A 19654-nucleotide genomic window follows, 5' to 3' on the forward strand; every position below is an offset into this window, starting at 1 on the left:
GCATGGGATATTTTTTTTGAGAAAAGAGGGAGTCCGAAGGTGAACGCCAAAGCCCAAAGCAATGCATTCAAAATTATCGTCATGGTTATACTTCTCGCCATGATCGGAACGTTCAGCTATATGCTGTTAAAAGGAAAGGAAGAAAAAATGGGCGTCATCAAAAAAGCGCCTGATTTCAAGCTCGAAAACATCGACGGCAAACAGGTCGGATTGACGGATCTGGAAGGCAAGTCGAAGCTTGTTTATTTCTTCTTCTCTACCTGCCCGGACGTGTGTCCTCCTACTACGTACTCGCTGTCCAAGGTACAAGATGAGCTCATCAAGAAAGGCGTCTTTGGGGATAAAACCGCCATCGTATCCATCTCATTCGATCCGACAAAGGACACGATCGCTCAGCTGAAGGAATTTTCGGGACGGTATCATGCCGATCCGAAGGGCTGGTATTTCCTGCGCGGAGATGAAGCGGCCACGATGGATCTGGCTAACAAGTTCGGCGTGATGGTTGTGAAGGATCAGCAGGGCAATTTTACTCATAATAATGTCATTCTTCTCGTAGACAAAAAAGGGGATCTGAGAACGTATTACAACGGCAACGACGCAGATCTTAATATCGACCGAATTGTTCAGGATATGATCACATTAAGCAAAGAGTAGAACGGCAGCAGGGAGTCAAGCATGACATACTTTACACATATCTTAATGAACAACGTAATCCCGCTATCGGTTATGATCGCATTGGGAGCTATTTTATACCGGGCGTTCAAGCTGGACATCAAGACATTATCCAAGCTTAATTTTTATTTATTTTCTCCAGCACTTGTCTTTAAAATGCTATACGAATCGACGCTGACGTTTGGGCTTCTGGTCCAAACGCTTGCTTTTTTCGCTTTGTTTTTCATTGCCATGTTCATTCTGGTTGAAATCGTTATCCGTATGAGGGGCTATCAGGGCGGGATGGTACCGGCAATGCGTAACAGCGTTATTTTTTATAACAGCGCCAATTATGCTATTCCGCTTAATCAGCTGGTCTTTGTCGGAGATGCGTTCACGCTCTCGATCCAAATCATCATTATGATGATGCAAAATTTGCTGCCGAATACCTATGGTATCTATAGCGTTAATGCTCATAAAAAGGATACGAGACAGACGCTGAAGACCATCTTTTCTCTGCCGGTCATTTATATGATACCGATCGCCTTCATCATGCGCTGGCTTCATATTCCTGTGCCGGAACCGGTTTATGCGCCGATCAATTATGTGTCCAACGCCTTCATAGCAACAGCACTGATAACTCTTGGCGTTCAATTGGGCAGCATGAAATGGAAGCTCAAGCTGTCCGATGTGATGCTGTCGAACGTGCTCCGGCTCTTGGTTGGGCCTGCGGTCGGCTTTGCCATCGTCCGCTTGATGGGCATCCATGGGATTATGGCACAGGCATTGGTTCTATCCTGCTCTGTACCGACTTCCTTAAGCAGCGTGCTGATTGCCGTAGAGTATGATAATGAACCGGAATTTTCCTCTCAAGTCGTATTTTCTTCTACTATCTTTAGTATCTTCACAGTGACTATGGTCATTTATCTAATGAAGTTCATTGCATAGGGATCTGGTTATATAATAAATGCGTTTTATAAAGATGTCGGGTAATTCAGAGCCGGGTCATGGGGCGGGTATATAATGTACTCCTCCAAACCGGCTTTTTCTAATTGCTGGATTAAATATTCATCCGGTGTGCCTTCCACTCCGGCATAGCCCCGTCTGGTATAAATTTGTTCCGCGTCGGGGAACGTATCTCTTAGAATCGCACGGATTTTTTTGCCTGAGGAATCATTGTCCGTGAACAGATAGACCTCGCTAGTACCGACCTTTTTCTTTAAATCCTCCAGACGATCGGTATTTAAGGAGCCGAAGGTGCACAGAATCGTCACTTCCTCCAATAAGAGCCGCCGCAGTCTGCTCTTGTCGTTTTTGCCTTCTACAATGATCGCTATACTCATCGCCATCCTCCTGCTCTCCGAAATCGGCTTCTTCTGTAGTATATCCAGTTTTGTCACTGGTTCCAAGCGGGGCTTCATATAATTTCCCAGGAAATGTCGAAATTTGCGTTTTCAGATCATGAAGGGTCGAGGCTTCGGCAAGGGCTTGTGCCGGAGAAGGATTGACGAGAGAAGAGTTAACACTTATAATGTAATTAGCAACTATAAAATAGTAAGTTTATTACTTGATATGTTGTGGTTAGTCTGAATAGGAGGGGTTATTAATGAAGCTGACGATTTATCCACCGGCTAAGCAGGCAAAGGGAGCGTTTGACGGAGGGAAGATTACGGAGCTGAAGCCTATCGGGTTTCCGGGGGAAGGCTCGGCTGTAAAGCGAATCGGTCCGTTATTTTACTGGGCATGGGCGCATGCGCCGGAAGAAGGGTATATCCCGATGCACCCCCATCAGGCTTTTGAAATCATTACGTACATGGTTCATGGCCATGCTGAACATTCCGATTCATTAGGTACACTGAGCCGAGTGGCTGCCGGAGGTGCGCAAGTCATGCAGACAGGGTCGGGGGTTTCCCATAGCGAACGGTTTATCGGTCCTGATTCGGAAGGGTTTCAGATCTGGTTCGAGCCATATATAAAGGAAGCTTTGCTGCGTACGCCGACTTATCATCAATATGATCACGAGCATTTCCCGGCTGCCGTATCGGATGGGGTAACCGTCAAAACGGTGATAGGTGAGGGGGCTCCTGTTCAGCTGGTTGCCGATGCGCGTATGTGGGACGTAGAGCTTGCCACGGGTAAAGCCTACTCTCATACTCTCTCTGCAGGACGCACGCTGGCAGCGCTGGCGGTTCGCGGCGATGGGGAGTGGACCGGGGCAGGGGAACCGGCGGCATTTCACCATAGAGACTTTTCGGTGCTGGAAGCCGATTCCGGACATGCGTCCGAGGTTACGGTGAAGACAGAAGCAGGATTGCGTCTGCTGTTGATTGAAGTACCCGGCAATGTGGATTACCCGTTGTACCAAAAGAGATGAGCAGATGTATCCGAATGTAAACATTCCTCAGCGGAAATAAAAGGACGGCCTGACATTGTGTCAGGCCGTCTTATTTCATAGAGAAGAAATGGAGAGTGGAGAAAACTGGTGCCTAGTTAATGAAATTCGCTTTCGTCAGCAAGCGTTTCAGCATTGCAGCAGATTGTGCGCGAGTAGCTTGTTTCGTAGGAGCAATAGTCGTATCGGTCATGCCGTCTACGATGCCCGCCTCGATAGCTTCGGCCATTTCCTGCTGAGCCCAAACGATTTGGTTCGAGTCGCTGAATTTAGCGAGCAGCTGTGCTTGACGATCCGAGGATACGTCCGGTTTAGCGCCTGCATAAGCTAGTGCGCGTACTACCATAGCAGCCAGCTCTTCGCGGTTGATAGGCTGGTTCGGTCTGAAGGTGTTGTCTTCGTAGCCATCAATGATTTTAGCATTAACAGCTGTTGCAACGACACTGGAGAACCAGTCTGTGGAAGCTACGTCCTTGAAGGAGCTTGCTCCTTTGTTTTGGTCAAGACCCAATGCGCGAACGACCAATGCTGCGAATTCTGCGCGGGTGATGCTGCGTTCAGGCTCGAAAGTCGTGTCAGTCACACCGTCAATGACGAGTTTGTTAGCAAGTAAATCGATGTAGGATTGTGCCCAATGGCCTTTACTGTCTGCAAAGCTTTTATTCATTTCAATAACGGTATAAATGCTGTTGCTGTTGCGTTTGATTGTAGCTACGTTGTTGTCTTCCGAAGAAGAGAACAAAGCAGGCACGAAGCTGAGCTTTTTGCTGGTTGGATCGAATACAACGGCAGTTGCTTTGGAAGAATCAACTGCTTTTGCAAGTGGAATCGTACGGCTGATGTAGTTGCTGCCCAGGTCGATAGCTTGGACTTTGTCATCTTGGCCGACGGCTTCCAGAGTAAAGTCGACGGAATCGCTTGCTACAGTAGCGCCTAATGCAGCTGCAGCCGCTTTAATGTCGCTTACGTTCGTGTCGCTTGCCGCTTTGATTCCCACTTTGATGAACATGTCGTCCGTCGTAATGGAAAGCTTGCTTGCAAGGTCACTCAAATTCAGTACATAAATAGGAAGCGTATAAGTTCCTTTGCTGCCGGTGATTTTCAGCGCTTTATTCTTGTCGCCTACAAAATCAACCAGAGCTTTGGCTGGAATGAGGGCAATGTCGCCGCTCAATACCAATTCAACAACGTCGTTGTTAGTCAGCGCGGTTTTCAACGTATTAGCGTCGATAGATCCATCGGAAGGAACGCTGATGCTCGGTCCGGATGGAATATATCCGCCGCCACCACCGCCGCCGTGGCTACCACTGCCGCTTCCGCTGCTGCCGGTCGTGTTATAAACCGTATGATAGACGGAATCCGTTACTTTTTCCAGCAGGTTCAAATATTGATAATAAGGAACATTGGACAAAGAGAAATTGTAAGTGTACACACCCTCATATACGCTATATGTAGCGGATTTGGCAGTACCTACATTGTTTCCGTTCGGGTCATACAGGTACACCTGCGCATTCACGCTGTATACATCGGAATAGACCGAACCGGAAACGGTGCCGTTGCGGTAAGTCACGTCTTTAAAACCGGTTGCCGCAAAAGCTAGAACGGGCAGTAATGCCGAGATGAGCATCATCAATACGGTTACTTGCGCCGTCTTTTTAAAGACAGCTGGCTTCATGAATGGTTCACTCCTATCTTTACCTGAAAAATGGTTTGAATGGCCGGTAGGCTCCTGCATCGAATACTTTCACCTCCTCCTTGCGAATTCTCAATTACAAACGTTCGAAAGCATTTCTTCTTTTGGGGTGGTCCCCATGTGGAAATTTAATCCATGTGGAATATTCCCTCCCCTTAAGCTGAAACACATGCTCGATCCTAACCTTGCTTTACCCCGCTTTAATGACAATGAAACAAAAAAGAAAAAACCGTCCTTATCGGACGGTTGGTATGCCATGTTACTTAAAATTAATAAAAGCAGCCTCTCAGAACGATGACCAAAAGAATGAAAAGGACCAGGATTACAGCTGTGGAAGTCCAGATGCCTCCTACTTCACCGACTCCTCCCATTGAATTCACCCCCTCAATCTGAAAAGTACTCTCCTGACATGATTTATAGTATGTAGGAGAGGGGGGAAGGTCTGTGCGTTGACCCATTTACGGCAAATTATGTGGGTGCGTATTAGGCGGTAAATGTAGTGGAGAGATGATTATCAGGCTTCGACAGGTTTGAACGTCTTGAGGGGGAGCAGACAGAGAGCGAGCATCAGGCAGAGGAACGCCATAAAGAACGGGGAAGTATGGCTTCTCCAATGTCCAGCAACAATGGGTCCTATAAAAGCTCCGATAGAATAGGAAATCGATAAAAATGAAAAAATGCGGCCGTACCGCTTGGCGCTTGAAAGAGCAGCCAGCAAGGAAGCGATGGATGGATATATGACTCCTTTGGCCATGCCGATCATGAATAAGGAGACATGAAGGGGAATCGGCCAATTCACGGACATGCCGAAAAAGATAAAGGCCAATGCAAGGCTCCCCATGCTGGTTCGCAGAAAAGGCGAGATCCGGTTAATAAACAGCATGCTGAGCGTTACCAGCGCTCCAAGGCTGACTAGAGAAAACAAAATTCCCGAAGTCAGAATCGATTGGCTCGCTTCCTTCATAAGCGGAAGCTCGAAAAATAAAATCCCCTGCGAACAGGAGAGTGCGAGAGGAATGCCAAAAAACAGCCAAGGGACCCCTTGCCTCCCGTTGTCCTGAATGGATGGGTCTGCGTTCTCCGTTGAGGCCGGCAGAGCTTCGTGTCCATGTATGGATGCGGCCAGGGAAGTTTCCCGATAGGCCGGTTCTTTAACGCCGAATATCGCCAATACCCCGGTAATAATAAGAAGCCACCCGAGAAGGTTGAACGATTGGACAAAGCCCAGCTTGGCTACCAGATAAGCGCCTGCAGCCGGACTCAGCACGGAGGCCATCGTATGAACGAAGCCGTTGCCTGCCATCAGCTTGCTCTGCTGCACCTTATCCTTGGCGATTTTGGCGAGCATAGATAGGCAAGCAGGCGACAGGAAGGCCAGTACGAAGCCGCTGACCGATCGGATGTAGAGCAGCTGCCACGGATCGGTAACACGGGATTGAACTAATAGCAGGATACCTGCTACAATCAGGCTAAACACAATAAACCGTTTGCTGCCATACTTATCGACACCGTAGCCTGCCAGCAGGTTTCCGGGAAGATGAGTAATGGAATACACACCTAATATAAGTCCAATGAAGGATGGGACGGCACCGAGAGAAATAGCGAACGGCGACAAGATGGGGTATTGTGCATGGAGATCGAAAAAGGCGACAAACATAAACAAATACAGCCATATTGCGGTTTTCAACATCTTCACCTCGTATCTCATGTTTGTGAATCGGTTCAACGGAATGCCTTATCATTACTTGTACGTGACGAGCCCTAGGGTTAGTACCATTATTTTGCAACCCTTTGCGCCGGCGTACGTACAATTCATCGATACGCGTGTTTCGTGATCAAGAAAGGCGGCTTACAGTGGATCCGGTTATTCTTATGTTGCTAGCACTTATCGTCCTCATCGCTTTATTGCGATTGCGATCCACCTACCGCAAGGCAAGACGGGCGGACAAGTCGGAGCATATCCAACAAAGGCTTGCGGAGCTAAGGCGCCGTAGAGAAGAAGACAATCAGTAAGGGCAATCAGGGGAACAAAAAAAGGTTACGCTTAGAGGAGAGATGGAAGTTGGATTTTTTAATGTCGTTTTTGCAGGATCGTTGGTTTATTATTGTCGGCGCGATCATCGTTTTGTTTTTGGTTATTAAAATTGTAAAAACCGTCGTGAAATGGATTATCGTACTGGCTGTACTTGCGGGGCTGTTCTACTACGGAGCAGATTATAAGGATCAATTGATGGAGATGGGAACCGCAGTGACGGCGGAGGCGAAGAATCAAGCCTTGAAGGCGATTTCCGGGGAAATGAAGGACGCACAGTACAAGCAGAACCCGGACGGTACCTTTACCGTAACGACAAAAAGCTTGAAGCTCGAAGGCAATCCGGAATCCAATGAGGTTAAGGTTACCTTCATGAATCAGACCTTCACCATGAAAATGGATGATGTCATTAACGCGCTTATCGAACAAGCCAAGAAAAATACGAAGATTTAACCCTGCAGCTTGCAGCGGAATACAAGTGAGGTGAGAATGTGACGGATTGGATCGGCGTTATCGGATCGACCAACTGGATAACCCTGCTATTAGCGGCCACGTTATTAGTTTCCGTTATCCAAGGGATGTTTCGCGGAGCCTCCTCCTCTGCACGCCATTTGATGCTGATGGTAGCTGAGGCCGTCGCCGTCGTTGTTAGTGTGCTTCTTGCCTGGCGGATAGCTTCCTGGCTGTCGCCGAAGGTGCAGGCATGGCTAATCTCGCTTCAGTTGGTCATTCCTGCAACGGATATAGGCTTCTTCCAGCAGCTGTATTATACATTTATGACAAGTGTGAGGGATTTTACGCTGCTGCGTTACGGCGTACTGTTCGTCCTTGGGTATATGCTGCTGAAGCAGCTGCTGTATCGGATCATCGATCCCGTCATGGACGGCTGGGTCGCCGAAACATTAAGACATGATGCGCGTCGCCGCGGCGGGGGGCCTACCTTGATCAGCAGCATTCTTGGCGGGGTTATCGGCTGTGTGACCGGGCTTGGCCGCTCGCTGCTCATTATAGCCGTGCTGTTCATCGCTGCCACATTATTTCCACAGACACCGGCGGCCAACTACATCCAGGCTTCGGACTTATATCAAAAAGGTGCCAACGAGATCATTCGTCCGGTAACCGGGGATTTTCTCGCAAGCCGGCTGCCTGTGTTTACCAGAGCGGTCGAACAGGAATTCGATAATATCCTGCAGCGCAAGTATGAGGTGCTGGATGCCAAAATTCCTAATAATATCGCTGAGGCTGCCAAAGAGATTACAGCCAAAGCCGGGACGGACGAGGAGAAGGCTCGTCTGCTGTACCGCTATGTAGGGACGCGGATTCAGTATGATTGGGATAAAGTCAACCTGTATGAGCAGCAGAGGATTTGGAAGGAGCAAACCCCGGAAGAAACCTTTGCGACGAAGAAAGGCGTATGTATCGATTTTTCCCGCTTGTATGCGGTAATGGCCCGTTCCGCCGGTCTTGATGTGAAGGTAGTGACGGGGCTTGGCTATGACGGGCGCGGCGGATATGGTCCTCATGCCTGGAATGAAGTCTATTTGTCGGAGAGCAACAAATGGGTGCCGCTGGACTCGACCTGGGTCGCCAGCGGAGGCAATTGGTTTAACCCGCCGAATTTTAATGAAACGCACATTCGTGAAGCTTAGCTTAAGAAGGCCGGACCTCTCCGATGCGTATGGGAGAGCGCCGGCTTTTTCTCTTTCGGGCAAAGTATGATAAACTAGAGAGGATTCGCATTTTTGGCGGAATATTGTCGAAAATAAGCGTTTTTATGGATGTTCTTGGGAGAAATACGGCAAAGGAGTACATTCGGATGTTACCAAAACCAATAGAAGCGTATAAAGCCGTCTTTTTTGACGTGGGGGATACGCTGATGACGATACCGGCTTCAAGAATAATTATGCAGCAATTTCTGGCAAGCCGTTCCCTTCATCGGGGGGAGGAGCAGGTGGGGGATCTGTTCACCGAAGCGTTCCGGCTGTTTTACTACGGGAAGCAGCTGGATCCTTTTGAAGCATGCACGCCGGAATCGGACCGGGCTTTCTGGATGAAGATCTATCACTACATATTGGAAAAGCTCGGCGTTCATGAGGAAGATTGGACTGAGGACCAGATTCACGAATGCTGCCACGGACTTTATGATTTATTCACAGGACCGGAGCCATACCAATTGTTCGAGGATGTTCAGGAAAGCATTGCTGCGCTGAAGAAGCGGGGATTTCAACTGGGCATTATTTCCAACTTCGCTGCAACGCTGCCCGGTATTCTAGAGCATAAAGGCATTTTGCATCATTTTGACCCTGTTATTGTGTCCACATTGGTCGGCTTGGAGAAGCCGGACCCGGCCATATTCCACCTGGCACTGGAGCGTTCCGGCTTATCGGCGGCCGATGTGCTCTATGTAGGGGATCATGATTTGAACGATATTTGGGCGCCGAATCAGGCGGGTATCGATGCTGTCAAAATCAAACGTTACGATTATCACTCGGGCATTGGCATTCATTCATTACGTGAGCTGCTCGGGTAATAGTAAAGGAGCTGTCACATCATGAGAAAGTCCATGTCGACGGATGATCCGCAAAAGCATGAAACGAACAAGCGGCGTCATTTTACCGTTCGGATTAATTTATTGTTCTTCTGTACGTTCTTTTTATTTTCCGTCCTTATTGTCAGACTCGCTATTCTTCAATTCGTAGAGGGCAAGCAGCTGAAGGCTGCAGAGGCCCAGACGACCAAGCGGGATACGCCGATCGCCCCGATACGCGGCAACATCTTCGATAGCAACGGGAATCCTCTGGCTTACACCAGCTCCACGCAGTCGCTCTATTTTCGGATGGAATCCGACCAGAAGAAGGATGAGGTTATTGCCTTGGCCAAAAGGCTGGAGGAATTGTTCAAGCAGTTCGGCGATCCTGCCAAGGCTCCTTTGACGGCGGCGGATATTATTAAAGCGATGGACGTCGGGTATGATCTGGACAAAAATTCCACCACAGCCCCAAGCTACTCCTTCGTTCCGCGGCGGATTAAATCGGGCTTGACGGACAAGGAGATCGCTTTTTTGCTGGAGCATCGGGACGAGCTGAAATGGCTCGAGGTTATGGAGGAAAGTGTCCGGAACTATGATCCTTCGCAAATCGCGGTTCAGCTTGTCGGGTACATGAGGCCGTTTTCTCAGGCAAGAGAGCCTAAGAACGGACTTGATTTCTATAAAAATAAAAACAATACCGAGGGATACCTGGATACAGAGGATGTCGGGTATGACGGTATCGAGCTGATGTATCAGGAGGAATTGCGCGGGAAGAACGGGATGAAAACCTATCCTGTCAACGCGTCCCAAAAAATCATCGGAAAGGTCTCTATTGAACCGCCTAAGAAAGGCAACAATCTGATCTTGACGATTAATAAAGATATTCAGCAGGTTGCCCAAAAGGCGATTATGGACCAATTGGCTTATGCGAAGTCCGCTACAGCCCGCGCCTCGCATTACGGCTATGCGCCTAATGCCAGGGCCGGCTATGCCGTCGCTATGGAAGTCGACACAGGGCGGGTCGTGACTATGGCCAGCATGCCGGATTATTATCCCGGCGTATGGAGCGGAGGGCTGTCCTCGGAGGAATACCGCCGCATCCAGCCTTTTATTAACAACGGCACCATAACGACCGCTTATCCGGATTATCCGGAAAACGAATTGAAAAATCACCCGACCTCCATCGTTTATGTCGGTTCCATCATTAAGCCGCTGTCCGTGCTGATAGGGTTAAACGAAGGATTGTTTGGAGTGAACACGACCTATAACGATACAGGGGAGTTCACCTACGGTAAAGATAACAACGCCAAGCTGACCAACTCGGACCGTGCGGCTTACGGACCGATTAATGCAGCGGACGCCATCTGGCATTCGTCGAATACGTTCATGTCGGCAATGATCGGTAATCCGCTGTACATGCGCAGCGGCCAAAAGGCCGTCGACATTTGGGAGTCCTACTTGAACAAGTTCGGACTCGGCGTCCTGACGGGCAGCGGATTGCCGCGAGAATCGGCGGGGATCAGCGAATTCAAGACGAATACGAAGGAGACGCTGCAATCCCGGATGGTCTACGCATCCTGGGGCCAGAACGAGAAATACACGACGCTCCAGATGGCGCAGTACGCAGCAACGCTCGCCAACCGCGGCAAAAAAATGAAGCCGCTCCTGGTCGACAAAATCGAAACCTACGACTTCCAGCCGGTTAAGGAAATGAAGCCGGAGGTGCTGGAGGAAACGACGTTCCCTAATGCATACTGGGATTCGATTACCAGGGGGATGCTTAAGGTTAATGTGCAGGGCTTCGAGGGTTTCCCTTATTCGGTAGCCCGCAAAACGGGTACGTCCACCCAATCGGTCGGCGGCAAAATGATCGATAATGCGGTCTTTATAGCCTACGCGCCTGCCGAAAAGCCGAAGCTTGCCGTAGCGGTCGTCGTACCGGAGGGCGGCTTCGGGGCGTGGAACGCGGCTCCGATTGCGCGCAAAATTTTCGATGCTTACGATCAAGCTTACGGTCTGGACGGTGTGCCTAAAGGCAAGCAATCGGAAACTCCCAAGCCGTAAGCTCTCATCTAAAAAAGTGTTAGAAGTCGCATACAACCAAGGGGTAGCGTAGTAATCTGTAAAGAACAGATCATTACTATCCTTGGAGGTGCGAAGAACCATGAACATGCACGACAAGCCGGAGGCTGCGTCGGTAACCGCTCATCCTAACGGGCTTTATGAGCTGGTGGACCGTTTGAAGCTGGAGCATGCCGAGTTAATGCAGGTGCTGCTGAAAATGAAAGAGCAGTCGATCCAAGCCGAGCAGGAAGCCGACAAGGGCAAGGCAAGGGGAACGCTGGTGCATTTGAGGCTGTGGGCGATGGCTTTTCAGGAGGAGCTGGACCGCCATTCCAAATGGGAGGAAGAGGTGCTCTACCCATTCTTGAATGTCTATTTCCATAAGCAGAACAAGCCGACGATCGTACCTTCCTTATGGATGTTGGAGAAAGACCATGAGCAGGCGATGGATCATTTGAGCTCGTTCTTCAGAGCCGTTCACGCGCTCAAGCCGGATTCGGACGCGATGCAGATCAAACGCGCCGGAGCTTATTTGACCCAGGCTTGTCGTATCCTTATCGATCATCTGGAGAAGGAAGAGGAGTTTGTTTTTCCTTTGACGGAGCGGGTACTCACCGATATCGATTATTTGTTTTCATAAGCCCCATAAAGTGGGGGCTTGGGAGCTGAATCAGACATTTTGCGGGTAAACCCAAAATGTATTCACTCTATATTATTAAAAAAAGGGGGGCGCTTTTTAGCGCCCCCGGGTTGTTTAGAAACCTGTTTTGCGAGAACTATGCTATATGGAGGTGGGGTATGCCTCGGAGGAGTTTACGTCCGCCTTTGAAACCCGTGAAAATACCGCTAAACATGATCACCTTTCACGGTTTCAACAGCGGCTGGAGGGGCATATCCCACTGGAGTAGATTGTCATAGTTTAATTTCTACGGGTTTCTAAACAGACAAGGGGGCGCTAGCAGCGCCCCCTTTTTCACTCGCTTCAAAATGCCCAATTCCCCTTACGGAACACAGGCTCCTCCTTGCCGTCTGCCGTGACACCGAAAATATCCATCTCACCGGAGCCGATCATGAAATCGACATGGGCCATGCTCGTGTTGAGTCCCCGTTCCTTCAACTGCTCTTGGGACAGGCCTTTGCCGCCTTCGAGACAAAACGCGTAGGCGCTGCCGATGGCCAGGTGATTCGAAGCATTTTCATCAAACAGCGTGTTGTAATACAAAATGTTCGATTGCGAGATCGGGGATTGATGAGGGACAAGCGCAACCTCGCCCAAATAATGCGAGCCCTCGTCCATCTCGATCAGCCCTTTCAGTGTGTCGAGGCCTTGCTCCGCCGTTGCGTCGACGATGCGGCCATTCTCGAAAGTAAGGGTGAAGCCGTCGATGATATTGCCTCCGTAGCTAAGCGGCTTGGTGCTGGACACCTTGCCGTTTACTCCCGTGGCAAGCGGGGCAGTAAATACTTCCTCGGTAGGCAGGTTGGCGACGAAGGCATTCCCTTGCTCGTTAATGCTGTCTGCCGCTACCCAGATGTGGCCTTCCGGCAGCTCGATCGTCAGGTCTGTGCCCGGCGCCACGTAGTGCAGCTTTTTATATTTTTTCGCATTCAGGTAGTCGGATTTTTCGTTCAAGGTACGAATGTGGGTTTCCCATGCGGCTACAGGATCAGCCTGATCGACGCGAACGGTTTTGAAAATAGCCTCCCACAGCTTGCCGAGCTGCTCGTCCTCCGGCACGTTCGGGAACACTTTGGCCGCCCAAGCCTTGGACGGAGCCGCAACGACGCACCAGCTGAATTTATCCGACTGCATGTATTGGCGGTATTTGGCCATGGCCTTACCGTACGTCTTCTGATGATTGACAATCCGTTCCTGAGGCACGCCCTTCAGCAGATCGGGATCGGATGAAACCACGCTGATGACCGCGAAGCCTTTCTCCGCAAGCTCCAGCATTTCCCCCGCATACCATTTGGGCTCCTCGAGGAAAGAAGCGTCCGGAGCCAAATCATACCGAAGACGGGCGACCGTATCGTCGGACCAGTTCACTTTGACCTGATAAGCGCCGGCTTCATAAGCCTTCTTGACAAGCAGGCGAACCAGCTCCGCCGCGTCGATAGCCGCGTTAATGGCCAAGATTTGCCCTTTTTGAATGTTGACGCCAATGTTTACAATGATGTCGGCATATTGATTCAACTGCTGTTCGAAATTTGCCATCAGAGGCCTCCTGTTAAAAAATGTTTTCTTTTATCTTATCAAAAATAATGCTAGAACTCCAAGCTCCATGATAAAGACAGGGTTAACAAAAAAGAAGGAAATTATTGCAAGAAAAATGTTGCACTGCGGAAACAATATTGTATATAATAAATTAAAGTTGCATTAAGGAAACAAAAATAACAAAAGGAAACATTTGAGGCTTGGGCAAAAAAAGTGGCTTTAAACAAACATGCAGGGGAGTTGGGAAATGTGAGAACCAGAAGCATCGTGTCGTCATGGAAAAGATTTATTATGACTATCATGTTTTTATCCTTAGCCGGCGTACTAGCGGCATGCGGCGCTCAGGGGAAAGGGCAGAGCAAGAATGAGACGGAAGGCAAGCTCCGAATTACGACAACGATTGGTATGATTTCCGATGTGGTGAGACAGGTCGGAGGAGAGCGTGTGGAAGTGACGGGCTTGATGAAATCCGGTGTGGATCCGCATCTTTACAAGGCGTCCCAAGGCGATGTGAAGAAGCTGGAGCAGGCGCAGATGATTTTCTATAACGGGCTGCATCTTGAAGGGAAAATGGTGGACATTTTCGAGAAAATGGCGAAGGATAAGCCGACAGTCGCCGTATCCAGGAATATTCCCGAAGCGCAGCTGAGAGGATGGGAAGGGGGCGAGGCCTCCCATGACCCGCATATATGGTTCAATGTCAGGCACTGGATCTCAGCTGCGGAAGTGATCCGGGATGAACTGAGCAAATTCGATTCCGCCCATGCGGAGGCCTACAAAAGCAATGCAGACGCATATATCAAGCAGCTGAAGGAGCTGGATGAGTACGCAATGACGCAGATCGGTTCCATTCCCGAGGACCAGAGAGTGCTCATTACGGCTCATGATGCTTTCGGTTATTTCGGGGATGCCTATCACATCAAGGTGATGGGACTGCAGGGGATCAGCACGGCGTCCGAATACGGCTCGAAGGATGTAAGCGATCTTCGTGAATTTCTGGTCAGCCGCAAGATTAAAGCGGTATTCGTGGAATCGAGCGTACCGAAGAAGTCGATCGAGGCCGTCATTGAAGGTGCCAAGAAGCAGGGACATGAGGTAACAATCGGGGGGGAATTGTTCTCCGATGCGATGGGAGAAGACGGGACGCCGGAAGGAACCTACATCGGGATGGTCCGCCACAATGTCGACACGATAGTGAAGGCGTTGAAATAACGAATGAGGACGGATAGGAGTGATGAGCAAATGAAGCATACCGAAACTCCATTGAACATTGAACAGTTGACCGTTGCCTACCAGAAAAAGCCGGTGCTCCGCGAGATTTCCTTCTCTATACCGGAAGGTAAATTGATCGGAATTGTAGGACCGAACGGAGCGGGCAAATCCACGCTCATTAAAGCGGCGCTAGGCTTAATTCCGAAGGTTACCGGAGAGGTGACCATCTACGGGAAACGATATACGGAGCAGCGCAAGCTGGTGGGCTATGTGCCGCAGCGGGAATCGGTTGATTGGGATTTTCCGACAAGCGCTTTGGACGTGGTGATGATGGGACGCTACGGGCATTTGGGATGGTTCCGGCGGCCGGGCGCCAAAGAACGGCAAATTGCGATGGAATGCCTGGAGAAGGTAGGCATGGCCGATTTTGCGGGCAGGCAGATCAGCCAGCTGTCCGGCGGCCAGCAGCAGCGCATATTCCTGGCCCGGGCGCTCGCGCAGGATGCACGGCTGTATTTCATGGATGAGCCGTTCGTCGGTGTCGACGCAGCTACGGAGAAGGCTATCATCACCCTGCTGAACGAGCTCAAAAAGCAAGGGAAAACCGTGCTGGTCGTGCACCATGACCTTGCAACCGTGAAGGAATATTTTGATTGGGTCATGCTGCTTAATGTAAAGCTGATGGGCATCGGGCCGACCAAGGATATTTTTACCAAAGGGAATTTGCAGGAAACCTACGGCGGCCGGTTGGCGCTGCTAGAACGGGACGACGAGTCGTTTATCGTCCGTGCGAGGTGAGAAGAAATGGGCAGAAACTGGCTGGAGCTTTTATCCGATCCGAATACGCAGTGGATTTTGCTCGGAAGCATCCTGCTCGGCTTGAGCAGCGGGGTATTGGGCAGCTTCGCTTACCTGCGGAAGCAGAGTCTGATGGGGGATGCGCTGGCCCATGCGGCGCTGCCGGGTGTGTGCATTGCCTTCATGCTGACCGGCTCCAAATCGATCGTATTTTTCCTCATTGGGGCTGCAGTTTCCGGCTTGATCGCCACCTTTGGCGTCGGCTTCGTCACAAGAAATTCCCGTATCAAGCAGGACTCGGCACTGGGGATCGTTTTGTCGGTGTTCTTCGGGCTCGGTATTGTCCTGTTAACGCAAATCCAGCACGGCGGCAGCGGCAATCAGAGCGGACTGGATAAGTTTTTGTTCGGTCAGGCGGCTTCCATGATACACAAGGATGTCGTTATTATGACGGCAGTTGCGGGAGTGCTGGTGGCGGTGTGCGCCTTGCTCTTCAAAGAGTTCAAGCTGCTCAGCTTCGATGCCGGGTTTGCCAAAGGGTTAGGCTATCCCGTCGCTTTTCTGGAGCAATTCATGATGTTTCTGATCGTTGTGGCGGTGGTTGTCGGCATCCAGTCCGTCGGTGTCGTGCTGATGTCGGCACTGCTGATCACGCCGGCGGTAACGGCACGGTATTGGACCGAGCGGCTTGGGGTGATGGTCGTGCTCTCCGGCTTCTTCGGGGCCGTCAGCGGGTTTGCCGGCACGCTCATCAGCTCGACGGCCAACAATATGCCGACAGGGCCTCTCAGCGTTCTGGCGGCCACTGCCCTTTTCGTTGTATCGGTATTAATAGCGCCGAAACGGGGGGTGCTTTCCAAGGTGCTCCAGCGGCTTTCAGTCCGAAGAGCGGTCTTGGAGGAGAAGGCCGTGGCTTCCGGAGGATTAGATAGGGCAGCGTTCGAGGCGGGAAAGGAGGGCAGAGGGGCATGAACGATTTTTGGATTATCGTTACAGCGGCTCTTGTGGCCTGCTCCTGCAGCTTATTGGGCTGCTTTCTGGTGCTAAGACGAATGGCGATGGTTGGCGATGCGATAAGTCATTCCGTACTGCCGGGTATCGTGATCGCATTTTTGATCAGCGGCTCACGCGATTCGTTATTCATGATGCTCGGCGCGTCCGTACTGGGGCTGATCACCGTGTTTCTCATTCAATTGTTTCAGCAGGGCGGGGTCCAGTCGGATGCGTCGATAGGCGTTGTATTCACAGCCCTGTTCTCGATTGGGGTTGTGCTGGTAAGCCTGTATACACGCCAGGTGGACCTGGATTTGGACTGCGTGCTGTACGGTGAAATCATTCGCGTTCCCTGGGATACGTTAACGGTTGCCGGTGTGGATATCGGACCGAAGGCCGTATGGGTGCTAAGTCTGGTGCTGCTGCTGAGCGGCGCTGTAATCGGGCTGTTGTATAAGCAATTTAAGCTATGCTCGTTCGATCCGGCGATGGCAGCGGCGGTAGGCATCCCGGTTGCGCTGTTCCATTATTTGCTAATGGGCCTTGTTTCGGTAACGACGGTCGCATCGTTTGAGAGTGTCGGAGCCATTCTGGTCGTCGGGATGCTCGTAGTTCCGGCGGCGACTGCTTACCTCCTGACCGAACGGCTCGGTGTCATGATCGTCTACAGCATGCTGGCAGGCATTATTAGCGCCGTTGCGGGCTATTATGTCTCCATGCTGCTGGATGCTTCCATCGCCGGCTGCATGATTACCGTAGCAGGAGCCATGTTCGTGCTGGCCCTGCTGTTCTCTCCGTCTCACGGAGTCGTATGGCGCAAGCTGAAGCAGCGGCGGAATAGGCTCGAGACCGCCGCGTGATCCCATAGTGCATTACCGGCAGCTTCATCCTGGTTTGCTTCCGATATACATTGCGCACAGCTTACGAACGTGTGCAAGGGTGCTAATGCGTCTTTTATTATCAGCAAATATTATCAGCAAATATTATCAGCAAATATTATCAGCAAAAAGCCTTCCGGTCGGAGGGCTTTTTATTTACTCCATTCGGCCGATTCTTTTGTCCAATATCAAAAAAAAGACGGATTTTTGGTTCCATTTCCTGAACTCGCTGCGAATATGGTATACTAGACTATCGAATTATTTCGAACCGTTACTGTACGGACGTTTGAGGAGGAAGCAATACGATGTGCGGGATTACCGGAGCTATGTATTTTGATGATAGAGAGCCGTCTCAGGCTATGCTGAAAGCGATGACCGACGTGATCATCCATCGCGGACCGAATGATGTCGGCTTCTGGAGCGAGAACCGGATTGGGTTAGGCTTTAGAAGGCTGTCCATCATAGACATCCGCGAAGGCCATCAACCGATGGCCAACGAAGACGACACGGTATGGATCGTGTTCAACGGAGAGATTTACAACTACAAATATTTACGGCACACCTTGCAGGAAAGAGGCCATCAGTTCAAGACCCATTCGGATACTGAGGTCATCGTACATATGTATGAAGAGTACGGAGAGGACTGCGTCAAGCAGCTGCGGGGGATGTTCGGCTTCGTAATCTGGGATCGCCGCAAAAAGCTGTTGTTCGGGGCGCGCGATCAATTCGGCATTAAGCCTTTTTATTATTACAAGGATCGCAAGCGGTTTTTGTTCGGATCGGAAATCAAGAGTCTGCTGGCGGCTGACGGGATGGATCGCACGATTCATACGGAGAGCCTGCTGAACTATTTGACATTCCAATACGTGCCTGAGCCGGATACGATGTTCAGAGGAATTCATAAGCTTCCTCCGGGTCATTCCGTCACCGTGAGCTACGATGGGGATATGAAAATCCAGCGTTACTGGGATCCGATGTTCGAGCCTGTGGAACGCCCGTTTGAGGAGTACGTGGAGCAGATCCGCGAAGGGCTGAAGGATTCGGTCATCCATCATATGCAGAGCGACGTGGAGCGCGGGTGCTTCTTGTCCAGCGGTATCGATTCCACGGCAATTGCTACCCATATGCGCAACATTGAACCGATCCGCACGTTCTCCGTAGGCTTTGAAGGGCCTAACAACGAGACCGAGATTGCCCGCCAAACGGCATCAGCGCTCGATACGGAGCATTATGCCAAAATCATTACGCAAAAAGATTTCTTCGATACGCTGCCCAAGGCCGTATGGCATCAGGACGAGCCGGTAGCCGACCCGTCGGCCATTGCGCTCTACCATGTGGCCCAGCTTGCCCGTGAGCACGTAACGGTCGTACTGTCGGGTGAAGGAGCCGACGAGCTGTTCGGCGGCTATCGCATTTACCGGGAGCCGCAGGCGCTGCAGCCTGTCGAACGCCTGCCGCATGCTTTGAAGCGGATGCTGCATGCTTTGGCACGGCTTCTGCCTAACGGAACGTACGGCAAAAACTATATTTTACGCGGAACGACACCTTTGGAGGAGCGGTTTATCGGTAACGCCAAAATTTTCACGGAAGAGATGAAGGCGGAAGTCGTCAGAATCGACCGTGAGATGCTGGGCAGCTATACGAACCCGCTGCAAATCGCGAAGAAATTTTATGATAAGACCCGCCATCTGGATCCGGTTACGCGGATGCAGTACATCGACATGAATCTGTGGCTGCCGGGAGATATTCTGATGAAGGCGGATAAAATGACGATGGCTTATTCCCTGGAGCTGCGCGTACCGTTTCTGGACGTTGAGCTGTACGAGGTGGCGCGCAAAATTCCGGCCCGTTACCGCATCGCTGAAGGAACAACGAAATATATATTCCGTAAGGCTATGGAAGGGATTATTCCAGACTTTATCCTGAACCGTCCGAAGCTCGGCTTCCCGGTTCCGCTCCGTGATTGGGTGAAGGGCAATCAGGGCAAAGTGATGATGGAACAGATCGCAGCGAGCGGCATCGAGGATTACATCAACATGGATACCGTTCGTCAGATGCTCGTCAAGCATCAGAACGGCCAGGGAGACTATGCCCGCCGTCTATGGACCATCTATATGTTTGCCTTGTGGCATGTCACTTACATGGAAGAACTGCCTAGACCAACGCTTGCGGAAGCACTATAGAGAGGAGCAGCTT

General features: G+C 50.6%; 18 protein-coding genes. 13 read left to right on the forward strand and 5 right to left on the reverse strand.

Going from position 1 to position 19654, the window contains the following annotated elements; genetic code table 11:
* The first annotated feature begins 39 nt into the window (after positions 1–39).
* Positions 40–654, forward strand: a complete 615-nt coding sequence (locus tag B1728_RS07800; protein ID WP_256865279.1) for an SCO family protein — start codon at positions 40–42, stop codon at positions 652–654.
* Between the two features lie 21 nt (positions 655–675).
* Complete coding sequence (locus B1728_RS07805) at positions 676–1599, forward strand: AEC family transporter (protein WP_079909652.1); 924 nt, start codon at positions 676–678, stop codon at positions 1597–1599.
* 26 nt (positions 1600–1625) lie between these two features.
* Here B1728_RS07805 and B1728_RS07810 read toward each other — a convergent pair whose 3' ends face one another.
* Positions 1626–1994 (reverse strand): toprim domain-containing protein, encoded by a 369-nt coding sequence (locus B1728_RS07810; RefSeq protein ID WP_079909653.1) that lies wholly within the window; start codon positions 1992–1994, stop codon positions 1626–1628.
* A 263-nt stretch (positions 1995–2257) separates the two neighbouring features.
* Between B1728_RS07810 and B1728_RS07815 the strand changes: the two genes are divergently transcribed.
* On the forward strand, positions 2258–3025 hold the full coding sequence (locus B1728_RS07815; protein WP_079909654.1) for a pirin family protein: 768 nt from the start codon (positions 2258–2260) through the stop codon (positions 3023–3025).
* A gap of 112 nt (positions 3026–3137) precedes the next feature.
* Here the strand turns inward: B1728_RS07815 and B1728_RS07820 are convergent, their stop codons facing one another.
* The 3 genes from B1728_RS07820 to B1728_RS07825 all read right to left on the reverse strand — a co-directional run bounded on the left by B1728_RS07820 (position 3138) and on the right by B1728_RS07825 (position 6423).
* Positions 3138–4718: an S-layer homology domain-containing protein gene (locus B1728_RS07820; RefSeq protein WP_079909655.1), complete on the reverse strand. Its 1581-nt coding sequence runs from the start codon at positions 4716–4718 to the stop codon at positions 3138–3140.
* A gap of 287 nt (positions 4719–5005) precedes the next feature.
* On the reverse strand, positions 5006–5107 hold the full coding sequence (locus tag B1728_RS36735; protein WP_225948327.1) for a sporulation protein YjcZ: 102 nt from the start codon (positions 5105–5107) through the stop codon (positions 5006–5008).
* A 143-nt stretch (positions 5108–5250) separates the two neighbouring features.
* A complete protein-coding gene (locus tag B1728_RS07825) occupies positions 5251–6423 on the reverse strand; it encodes an MFS transporter (RefSeq protein WP_079910137.1) in 1173 nt (390 codons plus the stop codon).
* Between the two features lie 375 nt (positions 6424–6798).
* On the opposite strand from B1728_RS07825, the gene B1728_RS07830 reads away from it, so the two are divergent.
* The 5 genes from B1728_RS07830 to B1728_RS07850 all read left to right on the forward strand — a co-directional run bounded on the left by B1728_RS07830 (position 6799) and on the right by B1728_RS07850 (position 12002).
* Positions 6799–7221 carry a hypothetical protein gene (locus B1728_RS07830; RefSeq protein WP_079909656.1) on the forward strand — a complete coding sequence of 141 codons (423 nt, stop codon included), beginning with the start codon at positions 6799–6801 and terminating at the stop codon, positions 7219–7221.
* A gap of 38 nt (positions 7222–7259) precedes the next feature.
* Complete coding sequence (locus tag B1728_RS07835) at positions 7260–8417, forward strand: transglutaminase family protein (RefSeq protein ID WP_256865280.1); 1158 nt, start codon at positions 7260–7262, stop codon at positions 8415–8417.
* Positions 8418–8584: 167 nt separating this feature from the next.
* Positions 8585–9298 carry an HAD-IA family hydrolase gene (locus tag B1728_RS07840; RefSeq protein ID WP_079909657.1) on the forward strand — a complete coding sequence of 238 codons (714 nt, stop codon included), beginning with the start codon at positions 8585–8587 and terminating at the stop codon, positions 9296–9298.
* A gap of 21 nt (positions 9299–9319) precedes the next feature.
* The gene (locus B1728_RS07845) at positions 9320–11362 is read left to right on the forward strand and encodes a peptidoglycan D,D-transpeptidase FtsI family protein (RefSeq protein WP_079909658.1); all 2043 of its coding nucleotides are present in this window, start codon (positions 9320–9322) and stop codon (positions 11360–11362) included.
* 100 nt (positions 11363–11462) lie between these two features.
* Entirely contained in the window at positions 11463–12002 is a 540-nt protein-coding gene (locus B1728_RS07850) for a hemerythrin domain-containing protein (protein WP_079909659.1), read from the forward strand.
* A 342-nt stretch (positions 12003–12344) separates the two neighbouring features.
* Here B1728_RS07850 and B1728_RS07855 read toward each other — a convergent pair whose 3' ends face one another.
* Positions 12345–13577, reverse strand: coding sequence for an aminopeptidase (locus B1728_RS07855; protein WP_079909660.1), 1233 nt, complete (start codon positions 13575–13577; stop codon positions 12345–12347).
* A gap of 291 nt (positions 13578–13868) precedes the next feature.
* On the opposite strand from B1728_RS07855, the gene B1728_RS07860 reads away from it, so the two are divergent.
* The 5 genes from B1728_RS07860 to asnB all read left to right on the forward strand — a co-directional run bounded on the left by B1728_RS07860 (position 13869) and on the right by asnB (position 19641).
* Positions 13869–14789, forward strand: coding sequence for a metal ABC transporter solute-binding protein, Zn/Mn family (locus B1728_RS07860; protein WP_079910139.1), 921 nt, complete (start codon positions 13869–13871; stop codon positions 14787–14789).
* Positions 14790–14819: 30 nt separating this feature from the next.
* Positions 14820–15587: a metal ABC transporter ATP-binding protein gene (locus B1728_RS07865; RefSeq protein ID WP_079909661.1), complete on the forward strand. Its 768-nt coding sequence runs from the start codon at positions 14820–14822 to the stop codon at positions 15585–15587.
* 6 nt (positions 15588–15593) lie between these two features.
* Positions 15594–16559: a metal ABC transporter permease gene (locus B1728_RS07870; protein ID WP_079909662.1), complete on the forward strand. Its 966-nt coding sequence runs from the start codon at positions 15594–15596 to the stop codon at positions 16557–16559.
* The gene (locus tag B1728_RS07875) at positions 16556–17440 is read left to right on the forward strand and encodes a metal ABC transporter permease (RefSeq protein WP_079909663.1); all 885 of its coding nucleotides are present in this window, start codon (positions 16556–16558) and stop codon (positions 17438–17440) included. Before B1728_RS07870 ends, B1728_RS07875 begins: the two co-directional genes overlap by 4 nt.
* Before the next feature lie 323 nt (positions 17441–17763).
* Positions 17764–19641 carry an asparagine synthase (glutamine-hydrolyzing) gene (gene asnB, locus B1728_RS07885; RefSeq protein ID WP_079909665.1) on the forward strand — a complete coding sequence of 626 codons (1878 nt, stop codon included), beginning with the start codon at positions 17764–17766 and terminating at the stop codon, positions 19639–19641.
* Positions 19642–19654: the final 13 nt, after the last annotated feature.

This window comes from Paenibacillus sp. 32352 (assembly GCF_002042965.1).
Taxonomy (GTDB): domain Bacteria; phylum Bacillota; class Bacilli; order Paenibacillales; family NBRC-103111; genus Paenibacillus_S; species Paenibacillus_S vulneris.

What these genes read in the sequence shown, in the direction of transcription:
- B1728_RS07860 (WP_079910139.1), top strand. Translation starts at nt 13,869, where the DNA reads ATGACTATCATGTTTTTATCCTTAGCCGGCGTACTAGCGGCATGCGGC.
- B1728_RS07855 (WP_079909660.1), bottom strand. Translation starts at nt 13,577, where the DNA reads ATGGCAAATTTCGAACAGCAGTTGAATCAATATGCCGACATCATTGTA.
- B1728_RS07875 (WP_079909663.1), top strand. Translation starts at nt 16,556, where the DNA reads ATGAACGATTTTTGGATTATCGTTACAGCGGCTCTTGTGGCCTGCTCC.
- B1728_RS07865 (WP_079909661.1), top strand. Translation starts at nt 14,820, where the DNA reads ATGAAGCATACCGAAACTCCATTGAACATTGAACAGTTGACCGTTGCC.
- B1728_RS07840 (WP_079909657.1), top strand. Translation starts at nt 8,585, where the DNA reads ATGTTACCAAAACCAATAGAAGCGTATAAAGCCGTCTTTTTTGACGTG.
- B1728_RS07850 (WP_079909659.1), top strand. Translation starts at nt 11,463, where the DNA reads ATGAACATGCACGACAAGCCGGAGGCTGCGTCGGTAACCGCTCATCCT.
- B1728_RS07820 (WP_079909655.1), bottom strand. Translation starts at nt 4,718, where the DNA reads ATGAAGCCAGCTGTCTTTAAAAAGACGGCGCAAGTAACCGTATTGATG.
- B1728_RS07810 (WP_079909653.1), bottom strand. Translation starts at nt 1,994, where the DNA reads ATGAGTATAGCGATCATTGTAGAAGGCAAAAACGACAAGAGCAGACTG.
- B1728_RS07815 (WP_079909654.1), top strand. Translation starts at nt 2,258, where the DNA reads ATGAAGCTGACGATTTATCCACCGGCTAAGCAGGCAAAGGGAGCGTTT.
- B1728_RS07805 (WP_079909652.1), top strand. Translation starts at nt 676, where the DNA reads ATGACATACTTTACACATATCTTAATGAACAACGTAATCCCGCTATCG.
- B1728_RS07870 (WP_079909662.1), top strand. Translation starts at nt 15,594, where the DNA reads ATGGGCAGAAACTGGCTGGAGCTTTTATCCGATCCGAATACGCAGTGG.
- B1728_RS07845 (WP_079909658.1), top strand. Translation starts at nt 9,320, where the DNA reads ATGAGAAAGTCCATGTCGACGGATGATCCGCAAAAGCATGAAACGAAC.
- B1728_RS36735 (WP_225948327.1), bottom strand. Translation starts at nt 5,107, where the DNA reads ATGGGAGGAGTCGGTGAAGTAGGAGGCATCTGGACTTCCACAGCTGTA.
- asnB (WP_079909665.1), top strand. Translation starts at nt 17,764, where the DNA reads ATGTGCGGGATTACCGGAGCTATGTATTTTGATGATAGAGAGCCGTCT.